Source organism: Aquimarina sp. AD1 (assembly GCF_003443695.1).
Classification (GTDB): domain Bacteria; phylum Bacteroidota; class Bacteroidia; order Flavobacteriales; family Flavobacteriaceae; genus Aquimarina; species Aquimarina latercula.
Genome location: NZ_CP031966.1, coordinates 4,167,462 through 4,190,376 on the forward strand (window position 1 = coordinate 4,167,462; position 22,915 = coordinate 4,190,376).

General features: G+C 31.3%; 20 protein-coding genes. 9 read left to right on the plus strand and 11 right to left on the minus strand.

Annotation, left to right across the window (positions count from 1 at the left end):
• Positions 1 to 224: 224 nt before the first annotated feature.
• From D1815_RS17985 to D1815_RS17995, 3 genes are read right to left on the minus strand one after another with little or no spacing between them, the layout of a single operon-like run.
• A complete protein-coding gene (locus D1815_RS17985; RefSeq protein WP_118388682.1) occupies positions 225 to 1,148 on the minus strand; it encodes a DMT family transporter in 924 nt (307 codons plus the stop codon).
• Positions 1,149 to 1,200: 52 nt separating this feature from the next.
• On the minus strand, positions 1,201 to 1,605 hold the full coding sequence (locus D1815_RS17990; RefSeq protein ID WP_118388684.1) for a hypothetical protein: 405 nt from the start codon (positions 1,603 to 1,605) through the stop codon (positions 1,201 to 1,203).
• An 11-nt stretch (positions 1,606 to 1,616) separates the two neighbouring features.
• The gene (locus D1815_RS17995) at positions 1,617 to 2,135 is read right to left on the minus strand and encodes a GNAT family N-acetyltransferase (protein WP_118388686.1); all 519 of its coding nucleotides are present in this window, start codon (positions 2,133 to 2,135) and stop codon (positions 1,617 to 1,619) included.
• Between the two features lie 127 nt (positions 2,136 to 2,262).
• Here D1815_RS17995 and crtD point away from each other — a divergent pair, with 127 nt between their 5' ends.
• Genes crtD through D1815_RS18010 form a run of 3 tightly spaced genes read left to right on the plus strand, consistent with a single transcriptional unit; the run spans position 2,263 to position 5,517 of the window.
• Positions 2,263 to 3,744, plus strand: a complete 1,482-nt coding sequence (gene crtD / locus D1815_RS18000; protein WP_118388688.1) for a 1-hydroxycarotenoid 3,4-desaturase CrtD — start codon at positions 2,263 to 2,265, stop codon at positions 3,742 to 3,744.
• Between the two features lie 3 nt (positions 3,745 to 3,747).
• The gene (locus tag D1815_RS18005) at positions 3,748 to 4,374 is read left to right on the plus strand and encodes a carotenoid biosynthesis protein (protein WP_027393219.1); all 627 of its coding nucleotides are present in this window, start codon (positions 3,748 to 3,750) and stop codon (positions 4,372 to 4,374) included.
• A complete protein-coding gene (locus D1815_RS18010) occupies positions 4,375 to 5,517 on the plus strand; it encodes a lycopene cyclase family protein (RefSeq protein ID WP_118388690.1) in 1,143 nt (380 codons plus the stop codon).
• A gap of 6 nt (positions 5,518 to 5,523) precedes the next feature.
• Here the strand turns inward: D1815_RS18010 and D1815_RS18015 are convergent, their stop codons facing one another.
• Positions 5,524 to 6,564, minus strand: a complete 1,041-nt coding sequence (locus D1815_RS18015) for a transglutaminase-like domain-containing protein (RefSeq protein ID WP_118388692.1) — start codon at positions 6,562 to 6,564, stop codon at positions 5,524 to 5,526.
• 72 nt (positions 6,565 to 6,636) lie between these two features.
• Positions 6,637 to 7,374 (minus strand): TerB family tellurite resistance protein, encoded by a 738-nt coding sequence (locus D1815_RS18020; protein ID WP_118388694.1) that lies wholly within the window; start codon positions 7,372 to 7,374, stop codon positions 6,637 to 6,639.
• Between the two features lie 209 nt (positions 7,375 to 7,583).
• Between D1815_RS18020 and D1815_RS18025 the strand changes: the two genes are divergently transcribed.
• Positions 7,584 to 7,994, plus strand: a complete 411-nt coding sequence (locus tag D1815_RS18025) for a BrxA/BrxB family bacilliredoxin (protein ID WP_027393223.1) — start codon at positions 7,584 to 7,586, stop codon at positions 7,992 to 7,994.
• Positions 7,995 to 8,022: 28 nt separating this feature from the next.
• Here D1815_RS18025 and D1815_RS18030 read toward each other — a convergent pair whose 3' ends face one another.
• Positions 8,023 to 8,208 carry a hypothetical protein gene (locus D1815_RS18030; RefSeq protein WP_118388696.1) on the minus strand — a complete coding sequence of 62 codons (186 nt, stop codon included), beginning with the start codon at positions 8,206 to 8,208 and terminating at the stop codon, positions 8,023 to 8,025.
• Positions 8,209 to 8,498: 290 nt separating this feature from the next.
• Here D1815_RS18030 and D1815_RS18035 point away from each other — a divergent pair, with 290 nt between their 5' ends.
• Genes D1815_RS18035 through D1815_RS18045 form a run of 3 tightly spaced genes read left to right on the plus strand, consistent with a single transcriptional unit; the run spans position 8,499 to position 10,938 of the window.
• A complete protein-coding gene (locus D1815_RS18035; RefSeq protein ID WP_027393224.1) occupies positions 8,499 to 9,257 on the plus strand; it encodes a 1-acyl-sn-glycerol-3-phosphate acyltransferase in 759 nt (252 codons plus the stop codon).
• A gap of 10 nt (positions 9,258 to 9,267) precedes the next feature.
• The gene (locus tag D1815_RS18040) at positions 9,268 to 10,269 is read left to right on the plus strand and encodes an acyl-ACP desaturase (RefSeq protein WP_118388698.1); all 1,002 of its coding nucleotides are present in this window, start codon (positions 9,268 to 9,270) and stop codon (positions 10,267 to 10,269) included.
• Between the two features lie 15 nt (positions 10,270 to 10,284).
• Positions 10,285 to 10,938 carry an HD domain-containing protein gene (locus D1815_RS18045; protein WP_118388700.1) on the plus strand — a complete coding sequence of 218 codons (654 nt, stop codon included), beginning with the start codon at positions 10,285 to 10,287 and terminating at the stop codon, positions 10,936 to 10,938.
• 157 nt (positions 10,939 to 11,095) lie between these two features.
• On the opposite strand, the gene D1815_RS18050 is transcribed toward D1815_RS18045, so the two are convergent.
• The 3 genes from D1815_RS18050 to D1815_RS18060 all read right to left on the minus strand — a co-directional run bounded on the left by D1815_RS18050 (position 11,096) and on the right by D1815_RS18060 (position 14,585).
• Positions 11,096 to 11,476, minus strand: a complete 381-nt coding sequence (locus D1815_RS18050) for a hypothetical protein (protein WP_118388702.1) — start codon at positions 11,474 to 11,476, stop codon at positions 11,096 to 11,098.
• Between the two features lie 237 nt (positions 11,477 to 11,713).
• Entirely contained in the window at positions 11,714 to 13,471 is a 1,758-nt protein-coding gene (locus D1815_RS18055) for a helix-turn-helix domain-containing protein (RefSeq protein WP_118388704.1), read from the minus strand.
• 40 nt (positions 13,472 to 13,511) lie between these two features.
• Positions 13,512 to 14,585 carry a PA0069 family radical SAM protein gene (locus D1815_RS18060; RefSeq protein ID WP_118388706.1) on the minus strand — a complete coding sequence of 358 codons (1,074 nt, stop codon included), beginning with the start codon at positions 14,583 to 14,585 and terminating at the stop codon, positions 13,512 to 13,514.
• Positions 14,586 to 14,711: 126 nt separating this feature from the next.
• Here D1815_RS18060 and D1815_RS18065 point away from each other — a divergent pair, with 126 nt between their 5' ends.
• Together D1815_RS18065 and D1815_RS18070 are read left to right on the plus strand one after the other, a co-directional pair.
• Positions 14,712 to 15,695, plus strand: coding sequence for a TIR domain-containing protein (locus D1815_RS18065; RefSeq protein ID WP_118388708.1), 984 nt, complete (start codon positions 14,712 to 14,714; stop codon positions 15,693 to 15,695).
• A gap of 117 nt (positions 15,696 to 15,812) precedes the next feature.
• Positions 15,813 to 21,338 (plus strand): alpha-2-macroglobulin, encoded by a 5,526-nt coding sequence (locus D1815_RS18070; protein ID WP_118388710.1) that lies wholly within the window; start codon positions 15,813 to 15,815, stop codon positions 21,336 to 21,338.
• An 85-nt stretch (positions 21,339 to 21,423) separates the two neighbouring features.
• Here the strand turns inward: D1815_RS18070 and D1815_RS18075 are convergent, their stop codons facing one another.
• Together D1815_RS18075 and D1815_RS18080 are read right to left on the minus strand one after the other, a co-directional pair.
• Complete coding sequence (locus D1815_RS18075; RefSeq protein ID WP_118388712.1) at positions 21,424 to 21,981, minus strand: YbhB/YbcL family Raf kinase inhibitor-like protein; 558 nt, start codon at positions 21,979 to 21,981, stop codon at positions 21,424 to 21,426.
• Positions 21,982 to 22,069: 88 nt separating this feature from the next.
• Positions 22,070 to 22,909: an AraC family transcriptional regulator gene (locus D1815_RS18080; RefSeq protein WP_118388714.1), complete on the minus strand. Its 840-nt coding sequence runs from the start codon at positions 22,907 to 22,909 to the stop codon at positions 22,070 to 22,072.
• Positions 22,910 to 22,915 lie beyond the last annotated feature (6 nt).

Genomic DNA, 22,915 nt, shown 5'->3' on the forward strand with positions numbered 1-22,915 from the left:
TGAATTTATTTGTCCAGAACATATTAGTATTTGTTGTTTTTGCTATAGCAATAGGATTTTTGATTAAGAAATTTATTTGGAAACCAAAGCCAGTTACTTCAAGTAAAAAGACGCCTGGAAGTTGTGGAAAGAACGGCTGCGGTTGTCACTAGTCAATTAGACCATTAATAATATTTATTATAGTTTTGTCCACTTATTGATGGTGCATCTTATCAAAAAGTAATTTATTTTCTTCGTATCCATTTTAGAGAGCTATTACTGCTAATCAAATAAACACCTACAAAAATTAAAGAACAACATAACAGTTTTACTATTGTTATATCTCCTTTATATTCACTATCAATAATAAAATAGGCAATTCCTGCAACCAACAACATGGCTACTGCGGGCTGTACATAAATATAACTACTAGAAACTGTAGGTTTTACAAATTGTAAAGCAAACATATTTAATAAATAAGCTAAGAACGTTGGGCCTATGATTACATAACATAATGATATCCAATTGGTCGTTTTATAAGAATTAAAATCTGTTTCTAATAATTGACCAATACAAAATGGAAACATAAAGATAAATCCAAAGAAAAAAGTCCAGATAATAACAGTAATTGGTTTATATTTTTGCATTAATGGTTTCACTAGGACTAAGTAAAAAGCAAATGATAATGCATTTAAACCTATAAAAATATTTCCTTTTAACGATCCTGTTCCTAAACCTGAGTTGCCTAAATATATTAATAATACTGCGCCACCACCTCCAATACATATACCTAAAACACGAGATAAAGTAAGAGGCTCTTTTAACAAAAAATAACTAATAATCACTGTGAAAATAGGCATGGCAGTAACTATGATAGCGGCATCTACAGGAGATGTCAAACTTAATCCATTCATAGAGAAGAATTGATTTGTTGCTACCCCCAAAAGCCCGCAAATTGCTAATCTTGGAATATCTTTTTTCTGAGCCTGTTCTTTTACAAAAAACTTTAAAATAAAAAATAACAATCCAGCTCCACTTATTCTTAGAAATACTAGGGCGGATGCACCTATTTTATCAGGCATTAAACCTTTTGCAATAAGATAATTTGCTCCATAGATCATATTTACACTTAATAATGCAATATGAGCTTTGGCTTTGTTAGAAATCATTTGGCAAAGAAACTAAATATAGAGATAAGTACTCTCATGGTTTTAGCACTATTTATTTAACCAATAGTTCTAGATAGTAGTTCGAGGGATCTATTTTTTCAGAATTAATTGGATAAGGACTTAGATTGTGACTATAGACCGTCTTCTCCAATGACTTTAATAGTTCTTTTGATTTAATAGGAGCCTTGATTAAGATTTCTTTTTCTTCTAAAAGTGTATCGTTTTCATAGAGACCAATCAAAATTTTTGCTTGTCCTGCCCATATACAGGATACTCCTTTTGGGCAACGAGAATCTTCTAATACTTTTATAAAATGTATACTTTTATTTCCAAAATTAGCTTTTTTGCCAGTTTTTAATTTGGTAACTATTTGAGGAGTTTTTACCTTTTTATTCGTGTCTTGAGCCTTTATGAAAATAGGGCAGAATATTAAAAGTAGATAAATGAATTGTTTCATTATGAGGATTTTTATTCTTGATTTTTACTTAATATAAAATATCTGTGTTCGTCTAAAGTTTTACCATTTTTAATAATCGCTTTTCGAAAAACCCCTTCTTTACTATACCCGTTTTTTTCTAACGTCCGCATAGAGGCAATATTATTTTCGAAAACACCAGCATAAATTCTAATTAAATTTAGTTTTTTTAATCCGTAATGGGTTATAAGATTCACCGCTTTTGTGGCTATTCCATTTCCCCAATATGGTTGACCTATCCAGTATCCTATTTCTGCACTTTTTCTATAAACATCGTTTTGTATGATTAAACTGATTACTCCACATAGCTCATTGTTACATTCAATACCAAAACTTTGTGGAGGATCTTGTGTTTGAGTAAAATTAATGAAAGTTTCGGCGTCACTTTCTGAGTAAGGATAAGGGATATAATCTCTTAGGTTATTCCATATGTTTTTATTGTTAGCTAGTTTTGCCAACTGTAATGTGTCAGATAATTTGAGTTTTCTTATTTCAATTTTTTGATTTTCCAAACTAATAAATCTATTAGATACAAGTTAGTTTAAATATGTTTAAAATTAAAGATATATAAAAATCCATACTAAATTATGGCAATTGTCTTCGCTTTATAATTTTTCATAATATCTTTATGCACATAATATGTCAAACAAGAAAGCAATAATTATTGGATCTGGTATTGCCGGTTTAGCCTCTGCAATCCGTTTAAGCGGTCAAAATTTTAGTGTAGAAGTATATGAGACTAATTCTTATCCTGGAGGAAAATTAGCCGAAATTCATAAAGAAGGATATCGTTTTGACTGCGGACCATCCTTGTTTACAATGCCTCAGTTTTTAGAAGAGTTGTTCGCTATCTCTAAGAAATCAATTTCGAATTATTTTGAGTATTCCAAAAAAGAAATAGTATGTAATTACTTTTATGAAGACGGAACTAGATTTACAGCGTTAGCCGATATTAAAAAATTTGCAGAAGAAGCAGAAAAGAAGTTTGAAGTAGAAAGGGATCAGATTTTTAAATATTTTAAATCTAGTAAGCAAAAATATGACTTGACCTCTACTTTATTTCTAGAAAAATCATTACATAAATTATCCACATATCTGTCTTTGGACACTATAAAAGCTATTATTAGAATTAATAGCCTAGGAATAGATAAGAAATTACACAGTTATAATGATGAAATATTTAAGGATGCAAGATTGGTTCAGTTTTTTGACCGATTTGCAACTTATAATGGTTCGTCTCCTTATGTTACGCCTGGAATTATGTCTATGATTCCGCATTTAGAACAGTACTACGGAACTTTTTTTCCAAAAGGAGGAATGTATAGTATTACAAAAGCTCTTTATCAGTTGGCTGTTGATCTTGATGTAAAATTTCATTTTGAATCAGAAGTGGATCAAATAGTTGTTACAAATAAAAAAGCAACAGCAGTAGTTGTTGATGGTTTTATACGAGAAGCGGATGTAATTATATCCAATATGGATGTAGTTCCTACTTACCGTAAATTACTTCCAAATGAGCAAGCACCGAAAAAAACTCTGAAACAACCAAGATCAAGCTCCGCCTTAATTTTCTATTGGGGAATCAAAAAAGAATTTCCTGAATTGGATCTACATAACATCTTTTTTTCTAAAGATTATAAAAAGGAATTTGAATATATTTTTGAAAAGAAGGAAGTAAGTAATGATCCAACCGTTTATATAAATATTACTGCTAAAAATGAACCAAATGATTCTCCTGAAGGATCCGAAAACTGGTTTGTTATGATTAATGTTCCTAGTAATGAAGGACAAGACTGGAAAGAAATAATACAACGGTCTAGAAAAAATATTCTGGATAAATTATCAAAATTGTTAAAAGTAAATATTGAAGAGTTAATAGAAACTGAAGAGATTTTAGATCCTATAAGTATTGAAAACAAAACACAATCTTATCAAGGTGCATTGTATGGTTCTAGTAGCAATAATAAATATGCAGCTTTTTTAAGACATCCTAACTTTTCTAAAAATATTAAAAATCTTTATTTCTGTGGAGGAAGTGTGCATCCTGGAGGAGGAATTCCATTGTGTTTATTGTCTGGTAAGATAGTTTCTGAGTTAATTGAAAAAGATTTTAATGATTAAACTATGCGTCTAGAAAGAAAACTTCTTATATCCATAATTTTAATTTGGTTGTTTAATATTTCAGGAATAATTGGAATTCTGATAGGATATGAAAGTTGGTTCTTGCCATTAACGCCTCTCAATTTACTATTGTATTTAGGTTTAATGATTTGGAATTCTAGAATTAATAAAAAATTGATTTTAGCATTGTTAATTCCTTTTGGTATTGGAATGATTACGGAGTATCTGGGAGTTAACTATGGATTGATTTTTGGCAACTATCAATACGGTAATAACTTGGGAAGTAAAATTTTAGGAGTACCTTGGATTATTGGTGTAAACTGGGCATTACTAGTATATTGTACAGCAGCAATATCAAAAAAGATACACACAAACATAGCTATTTCTTCTTTTATTGGTGCAGTGTTGATGGTGGCATTGGATATTATCATCGAAGTTTCCGCTCCAAGATTTGATTTTTGGGAGTTTGAAGGACAGATAGTACCAATTCAGAATTATATAGGATGGGTCGTAGTTTCCTTTGTAGCACATTTTTTATTTCAAAAAGTATATAAAACTTTGCAATACACGATTTCGGTTCATATTTTCATTGCTATATTTATCTTTTTTACCACATTCTTATTTTACTAGATGCAGAAATATGATTATATTATTACAGGCACCGGAGCATCAGGTTTGATATTGGCTTATTATTTAATTAATGATACTTTTTTTGATAAAAAGAAAATACTGTTAATTGATAAAGAGGAAAAAAATAAAAATGATCGTACTTGGTGTTTTTGGGAAGAAGGAAAAGGAACTTGGGATTCTGTTGTAAGTAAAAAATGGAATAATATCTTTTTCGGAAGTACTGATTTCTCGGATACAATAGATATTTCTCCATATCAGTATAAGATGATTCGTAGTAAAGACTTTTACAATCATGTTTTTGAGCAATTAAGTAAAAAATCCAATATTACTGTAGTACAGGAAACCGTAATGGGATTTGTAGATGAGGATAGTATAGTAGAGGTAGAAACTGATCAAAGAATGTATTTAGGAGATAAGGTTTTTAATAGTATCCCATTTTCTAAACAGTTTAAAACACAAAAAAAATATCCATTACTAAATCAACATTTTATAGGATGGTTTATAAAGGTGGTAAGCCCCACTTTTGATAGTGAGACAGCTACTTTTATGGATTTTGACATTGATCAAAAGGGGAATACAAGATTTATGTATGTATTGCCGATGTCTAAAACAGAAGCTTTATTTGAGTACACCTTGTTTTCTAAAGATCTTCTTTCTAAAGAAGAATATGAAACAGAAATTAAAGCATATTTAAATACTACAGGGATCAAAGAGTATTGTATTACAGAAAAAGAAGTAGGATGTATTCCAATGACCTCATATGAGTTTGGAAAACAAAATTCTAAGAACATTATTCATATTGGAACGGCTGGAGGATGGACAAAGGCTAGTACTGGATTTACTTTTCTGAACACTGAAAAAAAGGTAAAAAAGCTTATCAAGTTTCTTAAAAGACGTGGGGATTTATCCAAATTTGAGAAACGAACTAAATTTTGGTATTATGATCTATTCTTTTTAGATCTATTATCAAAAGAAAATCAGAATGGTGCTATTTTATTTTCACGATTATTCGGAAAAAATAATACATATAAAATCTTGAAATTTTTAAATGAGGAAACCTCGTTGATAGAAGATCTAAAGATAATGTCAACAATGCCGACTAGTAAATTTCTTAAAATGGTCTGGAATCGATTGATTAAGTAGATTCATTTATTCAATTTTAAATCCTACCATAGGAATCTCATTTATAAATATGACAAGCTCTTTTGCATTAGGGTGTGATAAGTCTACATTAAAACTAATTTTCCCGTCATTATATGCTATTTTTCCTTTGTAGCTGAATTGTTGATTATTAACCAAATAAACAATCGAGTGCACAGGTTGATCGTATTCTATTATAAATTCTTGAATCACTGCTTCCCTTTTTTTTAGGATTCCTGTTGATGGAGAAATTAGATTAAAATCTTTTGATTTTTCGTGTTGATAAAATAATGGAGCTTTAGAAAACTCTTCTTTACTAATATTATCTACTAACAAGCTGTTTTCATAAAAATTAGGGTAATGTCCCTTAATAAAAACTTCTGCCGGTGTACCGAAATAGAAATAATTAGGCTCTTCGATAAATTCTTGTGTATCGATATCGTAATATCCTGTACTACCCCAGGTAGCATCTATTAAATACTTTTTAAAATCTATTTCAATAATATTCCAGGCGTGATCAGAGCGGTATTCTTTTCCAATATGATGAATTTGATTTTTACCATTTCCTAAAACGTAGAAGCTAATGATTCCAAGGTGATCACAGACATCTTTAAAAAGTTGAGTGTATCCTTCGCAAACTGCTATACCACTAGATATAACACGTTTAGATATTTTTTCTCTATATTTTTTCTCTGTCTGTAGATGCTTTTTAGATCCTGATTTATCCCTATGATAATCTATATAATTGGTAGAACGAAAGCTAGGAAAGGGGTTGTGTTGGACTGATTTATAAGAATTTGCATAATCAGTGTAATATTTTCCTGATTCCTTATAATCATAGGATATGTTTTTTGTAATCCAAGAATATAGGGCTTTGGCCTTATCTATTTCAGAATCAAAATCCTTGGAGATCTGTTCTGCTAGTTTTTTAGGAGTTTTATATTTTTTAGGGTATAAATGTACAATAGCTTCAATTCTATCAAAATCTTGACTGTAGGATTGACTAGCAGATAATAGGCTTAATAAAATAAATAATACTAGCTTAGGCATATTGTTTTAGCATCAAATATTAAACCAAATAATATACAACTATTAGTTTTATTCTGAAAGAGAAACGGATGATTATGTTAGACCACGCTCTTTTTGGATCTGTTCATAAGCCTTTTGTACTTCTTTAAATTTTTCTTCTGCTCCTTTTATATGCACAGGATCCATATGTTGTACTTTATCAGGATGGTATTTTTTAACCATGGTTCGATATGCCTTTTTTATTTCTGCATCAGTAGCGGTTTTTTCAACTTCAAGAATTTTATAGGCGTGATTTCCGGTCTTAAAGAACATGGCTTTAATACTTTCAAAATCACTAAAATTTATTCGCATAAATCCAGCCATTTTCTGAATTTCTATTGCTTCAGCGTTACTTACATTACCATCTGCATTTGCAATTCCGAATAGGAAATGAAGAATTTGTAACCTTGCTGCATAGCGAGTGCGTTGGGTAAGAAACAAACAGATGCGTTGGGCAGAAATCTCTCTACTTTTTATAATTTCATTAAAGGTTCTAAACGTGGCATTAGCACGCTCTTTTCCATAAGCACTTACGAAATACTGACGAACATAATCTAGTTCTGTTTGATTTACACGACCATCGGCTTTTATTACAATTGAAGAAAGAGAAAGTAGATTTAATTCAAAATCTCCGGGACTTACTTTTTTTTCTTGAGAGAATACTTGAGTAAATCCTCCACTTCCTTTACTCTTGGTAGTAGTATCTAACAAACTGCCTAGTATAAAACCTAATATGGCTCCTGGAAATCTAAAAAAAATACCTCCTAATAAAGCAGCAATCCATTTAATCATTCATAGTCAATTTTGAGGGTGTAAAGATAATTGAATTATTTACACAATTTAGAGTATACTTAATTAGTAACATATTCATTAAAAATGTTACGAAAAAATGATTTGTTAGATAGTTGTAAAGATGTTTTACGACTACTTGGCAGTCATATTGATATGGTACATTATTTGTATCTTTGTATCAAAGTTTAAATAAAAAATAGTTAAGAAATATGTATCCAGCAGATTTAGTAAAGCCAATGCGTGAAGACCTAACAAATATAGGTTTTGATGAATTACAAACAGCAGCTGATGTAGAAACTGCGATTGCAAAAGAAGGAACAACTTTAGTCGTTGTAAATTCTGTTTGTGGTTGTGCTGCAGCGAATGCAAGACCAGGAGCGAAAGCTTCTTTGGCAAATGATAAAAAACCAGATAATTTAGTAACAGTATTTGCGGGCGTGGATCGCGAAGCTACTGATAAAGCACGTGGATATATGATCCCATTTCCTCCATCATCACCTTCAATGGCGTTATTTAAAAATGGAGAATTAGTTCATATGTTAGAGCGTCATCATATCGAAGGGAGACCTGCTGATATGATTGCAGAAAACCTTAAAGATGCTTATAATGAGCACTGCTAATATATTTAGATAAAAAATAAAAATCCGGTTAGTACCGGATTTTTTTATTTCTTTTTTTGCAAGGTTGGCAATCACTACCTTCAATACTTCCTTGTTCATTTCCACTATCATTAGAGTATCCATCACATTGACATCCAGTTCCTCCATGCACTTGTTTCAATGCATTTTTAGTTAATAATTTAGCTCCTTCTAGTTTTAAGATTTTGTGTAACATACTGTAAATTTTAAAATTATATAATACTCTGAATAATTATAGATCCACAAAGCATATGTCCATATGTTAATGATTATTTCCCCTAAAATGTTGCCTGAAATTTTTAAAAAAGTTTTATTTAAGTGGTGTGTAACATTTCTTTTACCACATATTTTCATTAAAAAAACCTAAAAATTTTCAGTAGTAAATAGAAAGTTCACTGATTGATTTGATTTTAGTTCTTTAAACTGTTGCTAAACAAAAAATAATATCAGACCTTGCACTGCAGTAACACAAGTCAAAATTATTAATTGCTAAGAGAAGTTATGGGGGCATTAAAAAGGATAATTTCATATCCGCTTTCGATAGTTTTCTATTTATTTTTTGGATTAACATTAGTAGTTTTTCATCCCTTACAATGGTTGGGAGTTAAACTGGGCGGAGCAAAAGGACACAGAGGTGTGGTTAATTTAATGAACCTTTGTCTGCTTCGTTGTTTACACGTTTTAGGAGTAAGAATTAGCTTTAAAAATTCTTTTAAATTACCTAAAAATCGTTCCTTGATTATTGTATCAAATCATCAGAGTATGTTTGATGTTCCTTTGATATCTTGGTATTTGCATAAACATCGACCAAAGTTTATCTCTAAAATGGAGTTAGGAAAAGGAATCCCGAGTATTTCTTTTAATTTAAGAAATGGAGGTCATGCTTTAATAGATAGAAAAAATGCGAAACAATCGATACCAGAGATTTCTAGGTTTGGGAAGTATATTGCCAAAAATAATTTTTCAGCTGTAATTTATCCGGAAGGAACTAGAAGTAGAAATGGAAAACCTAAAAGTTTTGCCCATACAGGATTAAAAATATTAATGAAAAATGCTCCTGAAGCTTTAATAGTTCCGGTAACTATTAATAACAGTTGGAAGTTGGTTAGATTTGGTAATTTCCCTATGGGAGTAGGAATACATCTTACTCTAGAAGTCAAAGAACCTATAAATTCAGAAGGAGTTACTAAAGAAGAAATACTAGATATTGCAGAAAAGAGAGTAATCTCTACCATAAAAACGTAAATAAGTAGTCATGGCTATAGATAATATTAGATTAGAAGTAATGCAATTATTGGAAAAGAAAATAGAATCTTTTATCGATAAATTTTTGATTCCGATAGATAAAGTATGGCAGCCAACAGATTTTTTACCTGATTCACAAAATGAAGATACATTTTTTGATGAGGTAAAGGAGTTAAGAGAGTTGGCAAAAGAACTTCCATATGACTTTTGGGTCGTTTTAGTTGGAGATACGATTACAGAAGAAGCACTTCCTACCTATGAATCCTGGTTAATGGATGTAGAAGGGGTAAATCAACACGAAGAAGAAGGAGGAAATGGCTGGTCTAGATGGGTACGATATTGGACTAGTGAAGAAAATCGACATGGAGATACTTTAAATAAGTATTTGTATTTGTCAGGAAGAGTAAATATGATAGAAGTTGAACGTACAACGCAACATTTAATTAATGATGGGTTTGATATCGGAACCGATAGAGACCCTTATAAAAACTTCGTTTATACTAGCTTTCAGGAGTTGGCAACTAATATTTCGCATACTAGAGTGGCAAAGTTGGCAAAAGGGTATTCAAACAAATCTCTAGCTAAAATGTGTAAAATTATTGCTGGTGACGAGATGCGTCATTTTAATGCATATAGTGAATTTGTAAAAAACATATTCGAAGTAGACCCAAGTCAAATGATGGTAGCTTTTAGTGATATGATGAAGCATAAAATTGTAATGCCAGCGGTTTTTTTAAGAGAATCCGGAAATACAATCGGAAGTGCTTTTGAAGAGTTTTCTAATGCCGCTCAACGAATAGGAGTATATACTTCTCAGGATTATATTGATATTATGCAACGTTTGATCGATAAATGGGAAATTGACAAACTTGTGGATCTTACTGATGAGGCAGAAAAAGCACGTGATTTTGTAATGAGATTACCTGCTAGAATGCAACGTATTAGTGAGAGATTGGTAATTCCAGAAGAAGTTTTTGAATTTAAATGGGTGCAACCTGCTTTAGTGAAATAAATTATTATGGCGTATATGACCAAAGAGCAGATTATATATGAAACTGTTGATTTTGTAAAAAATACGCTGAAAGATGCTGAAGGAGGACATGATTGGTTTCATATCGAACGGGTTTTTAAAACATCAAAAACCATCGCCGAAAGTGAAGAGGTGGATGTTTTTATAGTTTCTCTTGGAGCATTACTTCATGATATTGCAGATTCCAAATTTCATAATGGAGATGAAACGATTGGTCCAAAAGTCGCAAGGAACTTTTTAGAAAGTCTTCAACTAGAAAAAGATATTGTTAATCACGTAGTACTTATTATTGAAAATATCTCCTTTAAAGGAGGTAATACTGAGCAGAAATTTACATCCCCAGAATTGAATGTTATACAAGATGCAGATCGCTTAGATGCTATTGGGGCTATTGGAATCGCTCGTTGTTTTAATTATGGGGGATTTAAAAATAGAACGCTATACGATCCGGAAATAGCGCCTAATTTAAATATGACCAAAGAAGAATATAAAAACTCTACTGCTCCAACGATAAATCATTTCTACGAAAAATTGTTATTACTTAAGGATAGAATGAACACAGATACTGGTAGGGAAATGGCAGAAAAAAGGCATCATTTTATGGAATCTTTTCTAGAAGAATTTTTTAAAGAATGGGAAGGCAGACATTGATGATTTATCTACCTTCTTTGTATTCCAAATGCTCGTTTTTTGATAGAATTTGATTGTCCGTTTTTTGATTATGCGAAAATGCTGATTACAAATTCAACTATAAAAAGAAAATAGTTCAAAATAAAGTCGATTAATAATTTTGTAAGTGCTATCATGATTAGTGATTTATGTTTCCGTTACTTATTGTTACTAGTTTTGATGAATTTCGATTGACAAATTCTAGTGTAAACCTGTCGATTTCTTGATATCCATCAACTTTTTTAATTAATAATTCATTGATTCTATTTGCCTCTGTGGTTAAGTCAGAATATTTACAATTTTTTAATTCGTACTCTGCAGTTTCTGTAGAAATTCCTTTTTCCGAACTTGCTAAGCCTTTTACATATAAGAATTGTTTTACCTGATCACATTCACAATTAGATTGTAATACCTTTAGAATAGCGTTTGATTTATCCTCTACTTTATTTCCGACATACATAGCATAAACTAAAATCCCGGCTAAAATTCCTATAGAAAATAAAACAAGTTGCTTTTTCATCAGATTTTGATACAACCACTATTTAATTGATTGCTTGATCAAAGTACCTTTAAAAAAACCGTAATAACAAGAGGGGTAAACCCAATTTAAAGAAAAACGGGTATGGTTTATTATTATAAATAATTGAATATCAATTATTTATAATAAAACAAGAAGTTTGGTTTCCAAAAATTACTGAGAGCCCTATTTTTATAAATTTAGGGTAATTTGTTCATTTTTTTTGTAAAAGTTAATGGATCAATTTTTAGAATTTAATTGTTTTACATAGAAAGATGGGAGTAGTCCTGTGTGAATTTTAAAGTACTTAGAAAAAGAATCGGCACTTTTATAGCCAACATCTTTAGCAATAGATTTAATAGAATAAGATCTAAATTTAGAATCGTTTTTAAGTCGAACGATTGTATAGTTTATTCTTAGATCATTGATATAGGTATTGAAATTCTTATTAAAGTGAGCATTAATTACTTTAGACAGGTAAGAAGTATTTGTATTGATCTTCTTGGCTACATTATATAGATTGCAATCTGTTTTAAGATAATATTCTTGGGATTCTATTTTTTTTAATCCAATAAGTATTTGTTCATATAAATCATCACTTATATCTAATTCACTGGATCGGGATTCTAATTTTTTATCTTTAGTGTCAATAATGGGGTCGTTAATTGCAAGGTCATTAACAGTTATTTCCGAAGTATTTGCTTTTTCTTTTCTTTCGATTTCAGCGTGTAATGTTTCAAATTTTTCTTTGTTCTTTCTCTTTGTTTTCTGAAAAAAGAATATCACCAAAATAAGTCCAAAAACTACAAGAACTAATCCAATCTGAGAATAGGTGAGTTTGCTTTTTTGTTTCTTTTTTTGATTTTCCAAATCGTTTATTTCATTTTGAAAATCATTCATGGTTATGTCCTGAACCTTTCTAGATGCTAATGATCTTTTATTATTGAGTTTACTTAAACTTAAAATATGTTTTTCATAATACGAATTAGATTTTTTTAAGTCACCATCCATTTTATAGGCTTGACCAAGTAATTTATAACATTTGCTTATCTCGTCGGAGTTACTATATTTCTTGGTAAGAATTTCTTCAGATTCGAGTAATACTTCAATGCTTCCTTTGTATTCTTTTAAATCTAGTTTACATTCTGCGAGTAAATTGAGAATTTTTCCTAGAAAGATAATATCATTTGCCTTGTAACATAGTTCTTTTGCTTGGTTTAGAAATGTAAGGGCGTTGGTGTAATCCTTTTTGTTTTTATGGATAATACCTCGATGCATTAACAGATCAATATGTACATTATCAACTTTTACTTTTTCAGTATAAGACAACCCCTTATTGTTAGCATATAATGCAGAATCTAATTTATTTAATTTTATATAAGCTTCAGAAATTCGAGCATTAAATAACATAATCCCGATATTAACTCCTTCCTCACTTCTTTTATATGGGTTTGTTAAAAGTTCTTCTTCACTATCTTTTAGTTCTTTAAGAGCAGTCTTGTAATCACCTGTTCTTAGTTTTATAAATGCAAGGTTAGTTTTAATTACAGACATATAAGAAGGATTGTTAATCTCTTCTGCTTTAGATAATGCCTTTGAATACGCAGAACTTGACTTATCGTATTCTTCAATGTCAAAGTAGTGATTTCCTTTAAGATTCATTATCTGTACCTGTTTCTGGTACATTTCGTTTTTGGATGCAATAGAAGAAGCGTTGTCGAGATACTCAATAGCTAAATTATTATTTCCAGAATTAAGATTGGCAATGCTTAAACGTTCCAGAGCATTTATCATTCCTTTTGGATCATCGTTATCAAAAGCTATTTTGTATAAAATATTACTTAAGGAAATGATTTCATCTATTTTACTTTCATCAAGAGCTTCTAACTGAAGACGAATATCTTCTTCATTCTTTGTAACAATAATATTCTCAACCTGAGAAATTAAAGTATTACAAAACAAAAGAATAGATAAGATGAATAAACGATGCAATCTCATATAAGCTTAGGGTGAAGGACCAAAAATAACCAAAATAGTGTCAAAATAGCTTTAATTGCCCATCTTTATGAGAATCATGCAAGTCACAATTCAAAAGAATATTGTTTTTTTTGGTAAAGTATTTTTTCCTAGCAATGGTAAACATTTGATGGATCTGATCAGCTATTTTACCACTTCCTTTCATTCTTCTACCAAATTCGCTGTCGTTAAGGTTGCCATCATGACATTCCATAATTTGGTGTAATATTTTATCTTTTTTATCAGGTAATGTATGCTCTAGCCATTTAGTAAAAATTTGACCAATGGAACCATTTAGACGGACAATTGTATAACCAATACTTTTTGCCCCTCTATTAGATACTTCTTTAGAAAGAGCCAGAATTTCGTGGCTGTTTATGGATGGGATAATAGGGGCCATCATAACATTAGTTGGAATCCCCAATTGATTTAATTTCTCTAAAGCTTCTAATCGTTTTTTTATGCTTGCTGTTCTTGGTTCCAGTATTTTTCTAGTAGATTCTTCTAAGGAAGTGATAGAAAGAAAAATTGACACAAGGTTATCTTCTGCTAGTTTAGAAAGGATATCTATATCTCTTAAAATTAAAGCGTTTTTTGTAATAATGCCTACCGGATGCTTATATTTTAAAAATACTTTAAGAAGTTGTCTTGTGATTTCAAGTTTTTTTTCTGCGGGTTGATAGCAATCGGTATTTCCAGAAAGAGCAATAGGATATGCTTTCCAATGTTTGCTTTTAAGCTTTTTTTCTAATAATTCTGGGGCATTTTTTTTTACTAAAATTTTACTTTCAAAATCTAGACCTACTCCATATCCCCAATACTCATGTGAGTTTCTGGCATAACAATATACGCAACCATGTTCACAACCCTGATATGGATTTAGGGAATATAGCATGCCAACATCCGGACTACTTACTTTATTGATAATAGTCTTAGGAAAAGTTTCAATGAATGTTGTCTTGTTATTTTGAATCGGTTCACCTTCTTTTTGCAGATAGTTGAGAAAGTCATCTCTTAGTTCGTAATGATTGGCAGAAAAACGATTATGAATTTTTTCTTGAGCACCTCTTCCTTTTATAATTCTTTTTGGTTCCAAAAGCTTTGATTTTTACGGTTTAAAAGTAAAACTTTTGTTGGAATATTTCCAATAAAAAATGGAATATTTCCAAATAAAGAAAGTAATTTTGTATAAGTCAGTTTTAGGTTAAAAAAATAGTCAGTGATGAAGAATAGAAGTTATGAATATGATGTGGCTTTATCTTTTGCAGGAGAGAATAGGGCGTATGTAGAGAAGGTAGCGAATAGCTTAAAAACAAAAGGAGTTAAAGTGTTTTATGACTTGTTTGAAGAGGCTAATTTGTGGGGAAAGAATTTATATGAGTATTTGTCAGAAATTTATCAGAATAAAGCAAGGTATACAGTGCTTTTTGTATCCAGTTTTTATAATAAAAAATTATGGACGAATCATGAGAGAGTTTCGATGCAAGCAAGAGCTTTTCAGGAGAGTAGGGAATATATATTACCTGCTAGATTTGATGATACAGAAATTCCTGGAATTCTTAAAACTATCGGTTATATTAATCTGGAAAATAGAACTCCAGAAGAATTAGCCGTTCTAATTGAGAATAAATTAAAAAAGGATCAAACTTTTTTAAAAAACCGATGGTCGAAACTCTCTACCATGATTAGTCCCAAACCGTTTATTTTTACAATTAAGGTAGTTGATGAAAAGTCGCAACTGATTAAGCATGCGAAGGTAGTTTTAGTAGCAAACAATTCGACATATCTCGAAGGATTTACAGATGAGAACGGTCTAGCTCATTTTGTTATTAGAACAAGAAAATTATATACAGTTCTTATCGCCCATTCAGAATATCCAGCGGTGGTTTTTAATAGTATGAACCCAAAAGAAGATGTAGAAGTTACTATCGAAAAAACTAACAATTCGGGTTCGATTATTATCAATAAATCGGGACAAGTCCCTGGGATTTCTGGTAAAATAGAACCTGTATCAAAGTCCGATAAGAAGTTGTTATTGTACGCCGATAATATTGCTATTGAAGGAGGAAAAGATCAACCCTATGATTTTGAATTAAATAAATCAATTGCTCTAGAGGATAATAAGGGTAATATTGTATACTTAACGTTTAGATTTTTTCAGGCAAGAATTGCTTTAATTGATTTTTATAAAGACAGAAGTATGTGAGCATATTTGAAGAGAAAATGTGGTTTTTATACTTAAAATCCAAAAAATCACCATTTTCAGGGGATCAGTACGTGTAAAAATGTCTTACATTTATATGGTCAATTAAAATCATTCAACATGCGATCATCACGGATTCTATGCTTCTTCTTATTTGCTACGATTATATTTTCTTGTAAAAAGAAAGATGCTAAATCATTAGCTGAAGCAAATGCTTCAGAACTAAATAAATATCAAGATTATGTTTCGGACCTTTCTACCGGTGTAATTTCGGTATTAGATAATGTGTATGTAGTGTTGCAAACACCTGTTGAGGGTTGGGATGATAATCAAGAACTTTCTGATAAAATCCTTTCAGTTTCGCCGAAAGTAAAAGGAAAAGTATTTGCTGTTAATAATCAAACTATTGCTTTTAAACCAGAAGATGGTTTTAAAGAAGATACGGAGTATACCTTTACATTGAATTTAGAAAGTTTGGTTAAGGATCTAAAAGAAGACTTAGATGAAGAGTTTGTCTTCAGTGTTAAAACGTTAAAGCAGCAGTTCTCCGTGCTAACAGAAAATCTTCAATCCTATAGTAAAGATTGGCAATATGTAAATGGAACGATTACGGCCAGTGATCAATTAAGTTTCGAGAAGGCAAAACAACTAATTACTGCTACTCAAAAAGGAAAAAATATTCCAATTAATTTTGGAGAATCACTAGATAAAAGCCGTCAGTTTAGTTTTAGAATTGATAGTATACAAAGATTTGAAGATGATTCTGAGGTGACTGTAAAATGGTCCGGAAAATCAGTTGATATCGATACGGAAGGTGAAAACACATTGAACATTCCTGGGAAAAATAATTTTTCTGTAATAAGCGTATCTGTTTCCAATTTTGAAGGACAATATGTAGAGATTAATTTTTCTGATCCGTTGGAAAAAAATCAAAATTTTGATGGTTTAGTTGCCATTGAAGGAGCAAAAGGACTAAAGTATACTGTAATAGGTCAGAATTTAAAAGTATACCCCAAACAGGAACTAAAAGGAACGTTAGAAGTAACCATTTTTGAAGGTATTAAGAGTGTAGACAATTATAAACTTAAGAGTACCTATTCAGAAAATATTTCGTTTCAGCAACCAAAGCCAGAAGTCAGGTTGTTACAAAGCGGGGTTATTTTACCAACTTCAGAGAATCTGAAATTTAATTTTGAGGCAATTAACTTGCGGGCAGTAGAAGTACAAGTAGTCAAAGTATTTGAAAACAATGTACTTCAGTTTTTACAAAATAATGATCTTAATGGAGCAAGTAACTTAAGAAGCGTTGCACGACCAATCGCTAAAAAACTAATTAATCTGCAAGAGAATACATCTTTAAATTTGAGTAAATGGAATGCTTTTGCAATAGATCTAAAAGAACTGATCTCGCCTGATCCAGGAGCAATTTATAGAATTGAGCTAAAGTATAGAAAAGCGTATTCTCTATATAAATGTGATGGTGCGAGTGCAGATGATACTTCAATCAATGAATTATCAGAGAATTATGATAGTGAAGAAGAGTCTAGTTTTTGGGATAGCTCACAATATTATTATGAGGATTATTATGATTATGATTGGAGTGAAAGAGATAATCCGTGTAGTAATTCTTTTTATAGAAATAAGAAAATAGCTGCTAATGTACTAGCTTCTAATTTAGGAGTAGTTATAAAAAAGGGATTGAATAATTCGTATATGGTAACAGTTAATGACATCATCACCACTAATCCAGTTCCTAATACTAAAGTTACTTTCTATAACTATCAACAACAAGAGATTGGTGTTGCTACCACAGATGCGCAAGGAATGTCTGGATTTGATGCAGAAAAACAAGCATATTTTGCGATTGCTCAATCTGGAAAACAACAAACATATGTAAAACTTAATGATGGGAATGCATTATCTGTAAGTAAGTTTGATGTTTCTGGAGTACGATTACAGAAAGGTATTAAAGGATATATATATGGTGAGCGTGGTGTATGGCGACCTGGAGACACCTTATTCCTTTCTTTTATGCTTAATGATAATGCTAATAAATTACCAAAAGGGCATCCTGTAAAATTCAAATTAAAGGATCCTTATGGAAAAGTAATTTATCAAGAAACTAAAACAGAAGGAGTAGGGAACTTTTATAAGTTTAGTGTAACAACTTCTGATGAAGCACCCACTGGAAATTGGCAAGCTCAAGTTAATGTAGGAGGAGCGAGTTTTTCTAAAGCTTTAAAAATAGAAACTATAAAACCAAATCGTCTTAAAATAAAAACAAGTTTTGACGATGAGGTATTAGGAGCAAATAAAAGTATCAATGGAGATTTAGAAGTGTTGTGGTTACATGGTGCAGTAGCTAAGAATTTGCAAACAGATATCAATGTTCGTTTTAATTCCAAAAGAACAAGTTTTAAAGCATTTCCAGGATATATTTTTGATGATCCTTCAAGAAGATTTAGTAGTGAAGAGTTAGAAGTTTTTAATGGTAAGATTTCTGAAGAAGGTAAAGCCAGTTTTTCCATGAAACCTAAATTAGAAAATAAAGCTGCCGGAATGCTACGAGCCTCATTTATAACTAAGGTCTACGAAAATGGTGGTGATTTTAGTACAGATGTTATTTCTAAAGATTTTTCACCATATGACACGTATATAGGACTGAATGTTCCCAAAGGCGATAAAGCACGTGGAATGTTGCTAACGGATACGACACATAATTTTGAGGTAGTTTCCGTTGATAAAGAAGGAAAACCTAAATCGGTAAAAGACCTAGAAGTATATGTTTATAAGGTGAACTGGCGATGGTGGTGGGATACCTCAGAGGATAATCTTTCTTCCTACAATCGTGGATCGTATCAAAATGAAGTATTTAAAACTAAAGTTTCTACGAATAGTAAGGGACAAGCCAATTTTAATTTTGAAATTAAGCATCCAGAATGGGGTAGATATTTAGTAAGAGTAGTAGATCCTAATGGTGGGCATGCTACCGGAAAAGCGATTTATATCGATTGGCCTGGTTGGGCAGGTAGAGCTAACAAGAATGATCCATCTGCTGCTACGATGCTTATGTTCTCAGCAGATAAAAACACATATAATGTTGGAGAGACGGCTACAGTTACATTTCCTTCTAGCGAAGGAGGAAGAGCTTTAGTAACTGTAGAAAACGGTACCGAAGTACTATCTTCTCTTTGGGTTACACCGCAAAAAGGAGAAACTAAATTCGAATTGCCTATTGAAGATATATATACGCCAAATGTATATATACATATAACATTATTGCAAGCGCATAACGCTACAGCGAATGATTTGCCGATTCGACTATATGGAGTTATTCCAGTTTCTGTCGAAAATCCAGCAACTAGGATTGAACCAATAGTAAAGATGCCTGATGTGTTGCGTCCAGAAGAAACAATTGATGTTAAAATTAGTGAGACAAATGGTAAAGCAATGACCTATTCTATTGCAATTGTAGATGAAGGTTTATTGGATCTTACAAGATATAAAACTCCAAATCCATGGAATACATTTTATGCTAGAGAAGCGTTGGGAGTAAAAACCTGGGATGTGTATGATGATATTATTGGAGCGTATGGAGGAAGTATCAACCAAATTTTTAGTATTGGAGGTGATGCCGAAGCCGGAGGAGGAAAGGCAAAAAAAGCCAACCGATTTAAACCAATGGTTGTTTATAAAGGACCTTTTGAATTAAAAAATGGGGAAACAAAGTCTCATAAAATTAAAATACCAAAGTACATAGGTTCTGTTAGAACTATGATTGTTGCTTCTGATGCTAATAATGCTGCCTACGGAAGTACAGAGAAAACAACACCAGTAAGAAAACCATTAATGGTGCTAACATCTATTCCTAGAAAAATAACTCCTGGTGAAAAAGTTACCATTCCCGTCACAGTTTTTGCGATGGAAAAAAAGGTGAAGGATGTGAATGTAACTTTAAAACCAAATAAAGGATTTACGGTAATTGGAGAGCCTACGAAACAGATTTCTTTTGCTCAACCAGATGAAAAGATGGTGTATTTTGATATAGAAGTAATCGATGGTGCATCTATTACTGATATTGAAGTAGTAGCAAGTGGTAACGGAGAAAAAGCTTCTTACAGTATTCCAATTGATATTATTAATCCTAATCCTATGACTACAGAGATTACCACCATAGTTTTAGAACCAAATAGTCAACAAGAAGTAGATTTTACATCTTTTGGAGTAGATGGAAGCAATAGCACTACAATTGAATTGTCTTCTTTACCACCAATGAATTTTGAAGGTAGATTAAAGTATTTGATACGTTATCCTCACGGATGTGTTGAGCAAACAACTTCTGGAGCATTTCCGCAGTTATATTTAAATGATGTATTTACATTACCTTCAGATAAAAAGAAAAAGATACAGCGTCATATGGAAGCTGCTATTTATAGATTAAAAAGTTTTATTCAGCCTAATGGAGGGATGTCCTATTGGCCTGGATATAGTAATTCTAATGATTGGGGGACAACATATGCGGGGCATTTCTTATTAGAAGCTAATAAGAAAGGATATGTATTGCCTATTGGATTTAAAAGTAATTGGATTAATTATCAGCAGCAACAGGCTAAACGTTGGAGAAGTGGTGGTAGTGATTTAGCGCAGGCATATCGACTGTATACTTTAGCATTAGCTGGTAGTCCAGATTTATCCTCTATGAATAGATTAAGGGAAACATCGAATTTGTCTAATAATGCAAAATTAAGATTGGCAGCTGCCTATGGTCTTATCGGTCAGAAGAGTGCTGCAGATAAATTATTGAATAGCGCTAATATCGATTTTCAGCCAAGGAAAAATCATTATTATACATATGGGTCTACTAATCGAAACAGAGCAATGGCTTTAGAGACATTAGTATTATTGGATGAAAAAATAAAAGCACAAAAGATAGCAGAAGAATTAGCTAAAGAGTTATCTTCTAAGCAATGGATGAGTACCCAAACTACTTCTTATGCTTTAATGGCAATGGCTAAATATGCCGCTTATGTAGGTGGAAAAGGAATCGATGTAAATTATACACTTAATGGGCAATCTAATAATGCCAATACAGATAAAACATTGCAGTCATCTGGAGAGTTGTCTATTATTAAGAATAATAAATTACTACTTAAAAACAATAAAGACAATACTATTTTTGTACAGTTGGCAACAAGTGGAATTTTACCAGTAGGGCAAGAAAAAGTAATACAAAGTAATTTTAAAGCTATCGTAGATTATAAGAATCGAGATGGAAAAATTATTGATGTTACTCGATTATCACAAGGAACGGATTTTGTCGCAGAAGTAACTATAACTAATACTTCTGGAAGTGAAGTGAAAGATATAGCGCTTACGGAGATTTTTCCTTCGGGTTGGGAAGTTGTGAATACACGATTTACAGATTTTGGTTCATTCAGAAGTAATAAAGTTACATATACGGATATTCGTGATGATCGTGTTAACTTTTATTTTGATTTAAAACCAAGAGAAAGTAAAACAGTAACTTTATTGTTAAATGCTTCTTATTTAGGAAAGTATTACTTACCAGGAATTCAATGTGAGGCAATGTACGACAATGATTATCTTGTACGTACCAAAGGGAAATGGATTGAAGTTATAAAGTGAATATAACAGAATAGAGTTGATGTTTTATCATCACAATAACTATATATGCAAGTCATTAGACTTGCATATATAGTTATAAATAGTTTTATTTCTTGCTTCTTTGATAATATGTCACGATGCTTGCTTTAGCAAGCGTATTATTCCATAAATAATACCCAACTACAGCGGGATTAGTATTTTCATTTAATCCAAGATTATCTGTTTTTAATGCATAAACTGTAATAATATATTGATGTAAACCGTGCCCTTCTGGAGGGCAAGGACCACCATATCCATTTGTTCCATAATCGGTAATACTTTGAATAATTCCTTCAGGTGCTAATTTTAATTTAGTGTTTCCTGCATCAGATACTAATTCATTAATATTTGTGGGTATATCAAATACAAGCCAATGCCACCACCCACTTCCTGTGGGAGCATCTGGATCATACATAGTTATAGCAAAACTTTTGGTTCCTTTGGGAGCGTTTTTCCATGATAATTGTGGTGATTGGTTTTTACCAGTGCAGCCAAAACCATTAAATTCTTCATTAATAGTGGCTTCACCACCCAAATTTTTGCTAGATAAAGTAAATGTGTTTTGACCAAAAATTGAACTTGAAAAAGTAATTATAATCGCTAAAATTAAATTCGATTTCTTCATAATATTTGTTTTTAATTTCGAGAACAAATTTATGATGTGAAGGGTAATATTCTGTATTGAGTTTAGTTCAAAAAGTATTGGTAAAAGCTCAAGTTGATTGATATTGTTTTGGAGTTACACCGAATTTTGTCCTAAAAGCTTGAATAAAATTAGAAAGATTTTCATATCCGATCTCTTCAAATATATCTGACGGGCGTTTCGATTTATTTTTTAATAGAAAAGCAGCATGTTCAAGTCTTTTATCCAGAAACCATTTACTAGGTGAACTATGGAACTGTTTTTCAAATTCTCTCTTAAAAGTGGATACGCTCATATTAGATAAGAAAGAAAGTTCTTTTAATGTTAATTTATTTAATGTATTGCTCTCAACAGTTTGTATGAATTTTTGCGTTTGATTATCATTGTTTTTAATTAAAGAATATAAAAAATCTACTCCATTTTGCTCAATAAGATATAGCATTATTTCTTCAAATTTCGTACGTAAAATGTTATTTTGAATAGCACTAGAGAGCTTAGAAATATCCAAGAGACTGTTTACAAATCTCTGTATATAGTCATCATAGTTAATTGAATATGTAGAGTAAAACTTTTTGGCTTTTGGAGCTTGAAGTTTAAATTTTCGCATGAACTTTAATACTTCTTCTTCAGAAAAGAATAGTAAAATACTTTTATAAAATTTTGAATCATTAGAAAGTTTCTCAGTCATTAAACAATGTCCTGATTTCATTAATAAAAACTGAGAGTTATCAATTGCATAGGAAGAGTTATCAAAAAATACTTCTTTACTACCTTCCTGAAGAAAACTAAATGTATTTTTATTTAGTAAGACTTGTTGTTTATCTATTTCCTTATTGCTTTCATAAGCAAAAACAGTAATCGATATAGAAGGATTTAGGTTTAATTGATCCGGTAGCGTGACTGTCTTCATTAAGTT

Bases quoted from the DNA above. Each gene is read 5' to 3' on its own strand.
- D1815_RS17985 (WP_118388682.1), bottom strand. From the start codon at position 1,148: ATGATTTCTAACAAAGCCAAAGCTCATATTGCATTATTAAGTGTAAAT.
- D1815_RS17990 (WP_118388684.1), bottom strand. From the start codon at position 1,605: ATGAAACAATTCATTTATCTACTTTTAATATTCTGCCCTATTTTCATA.
- crtD (WP_118388688.1), top strand. From the start codon at position 2,263: ATGTCAAACAAGAAAGCAATAATTATTGGATCTGGTATTGCCGGTTTA.
- D1815_RS18005 (WP_027393219.1), top strand. From the start codon at position 3,748: ATGCGTCTAGAAAGAAAACTTCTTATATCCATAATTTTAATTTGGTTG.
- D1815_RS18010 (WP_118388690.1), top strand. From the start codon at position 4,375: ATGCAGAAATATGATTATATTATTACAGGCACCGGAGCATCAGGTTTG.
- D1815_RS18015 (WP_118388692.1), bottom strand. From the start codon at position 6,564: ATGCCTAAGCTAGTATTATTTATTTTATTAAGCCTATTATCTGCTAGT.
- D1815_RS18020 (WP_118388694.1), bottom strand. From the start codon at position 7,374: ATGATTAAATGGATTGCTGCTTTATTAGGAGGTATTTTTTTTAGATTT.
- D1815_RS18025 (WP_027393223.1), top strand. From the start codon at position 7,584: ATGTATCCAGCAGATTTAGTAAAGCCAATGCGTGAAGACCTAACAAAT.
- D1815_RS18030 (WP_118388696.1), bottom strand. From the start codon at position 8,208: ATGTTACACAAAATCTTAAAACTAGAAGGAGCTAAATTATTAACTAAA.
- D1815_RS18040 (WP_118388698.1), top strand. From the start codon at position 9,268: ATGGCTATAGATAATATTAGATTAGAAGTAATGCAATTATTGGAAAAG.
- D1815_RS18045 (WP_118388700.1), top strand. From the start codon at position 10,285: ATGACCAAAGAGCAGATTATATATGAAACTGTTGATTTTGTAAAAAAT.
- D1815_RS18050 (WP_118388702.1), bottom strand. From the start codon at position 11,476: ATGAAAAAGCAACTTGTTTTATTTTCTATAGGAATTTTAGCCGGGATT.
- D1815_RS18055 (WP_118388704.1), bottom strand. From the start codon at position 13,471: ATGAGATTGCATCGTTTATTCATCTTATCTATTCTTTTGTTTTGTAAT.
- D1815_RS18065 (WP_118388708.1), top strand. From the start codon at position 14,712: ATGAAGAATAGAAGTTATGAATATGATGTGGCTTTATCTTTTGCAGGA.
- D1815_RS18070 (WP_118388710.1), top strand. From the start codon at position 15,813: ATGCGATCATCACGGATTCTATGCTTCTTCTTATTTGCTACGATTATA.
- D1815_RS18075 (WP_118388712.1), bottom strand. From the start codon at position 21,981: ATGAAGAAATCGAATTTAATTTTAGCGATTATAATTACTTTTTCAAGT.
- D1815_RS18080 (WP_118388714.1), bottom strand. From the start codon at position 22,909: ATGAAGACAGTCACGCTACCGGATCAATTAAACCTAAATCCTTCTATA.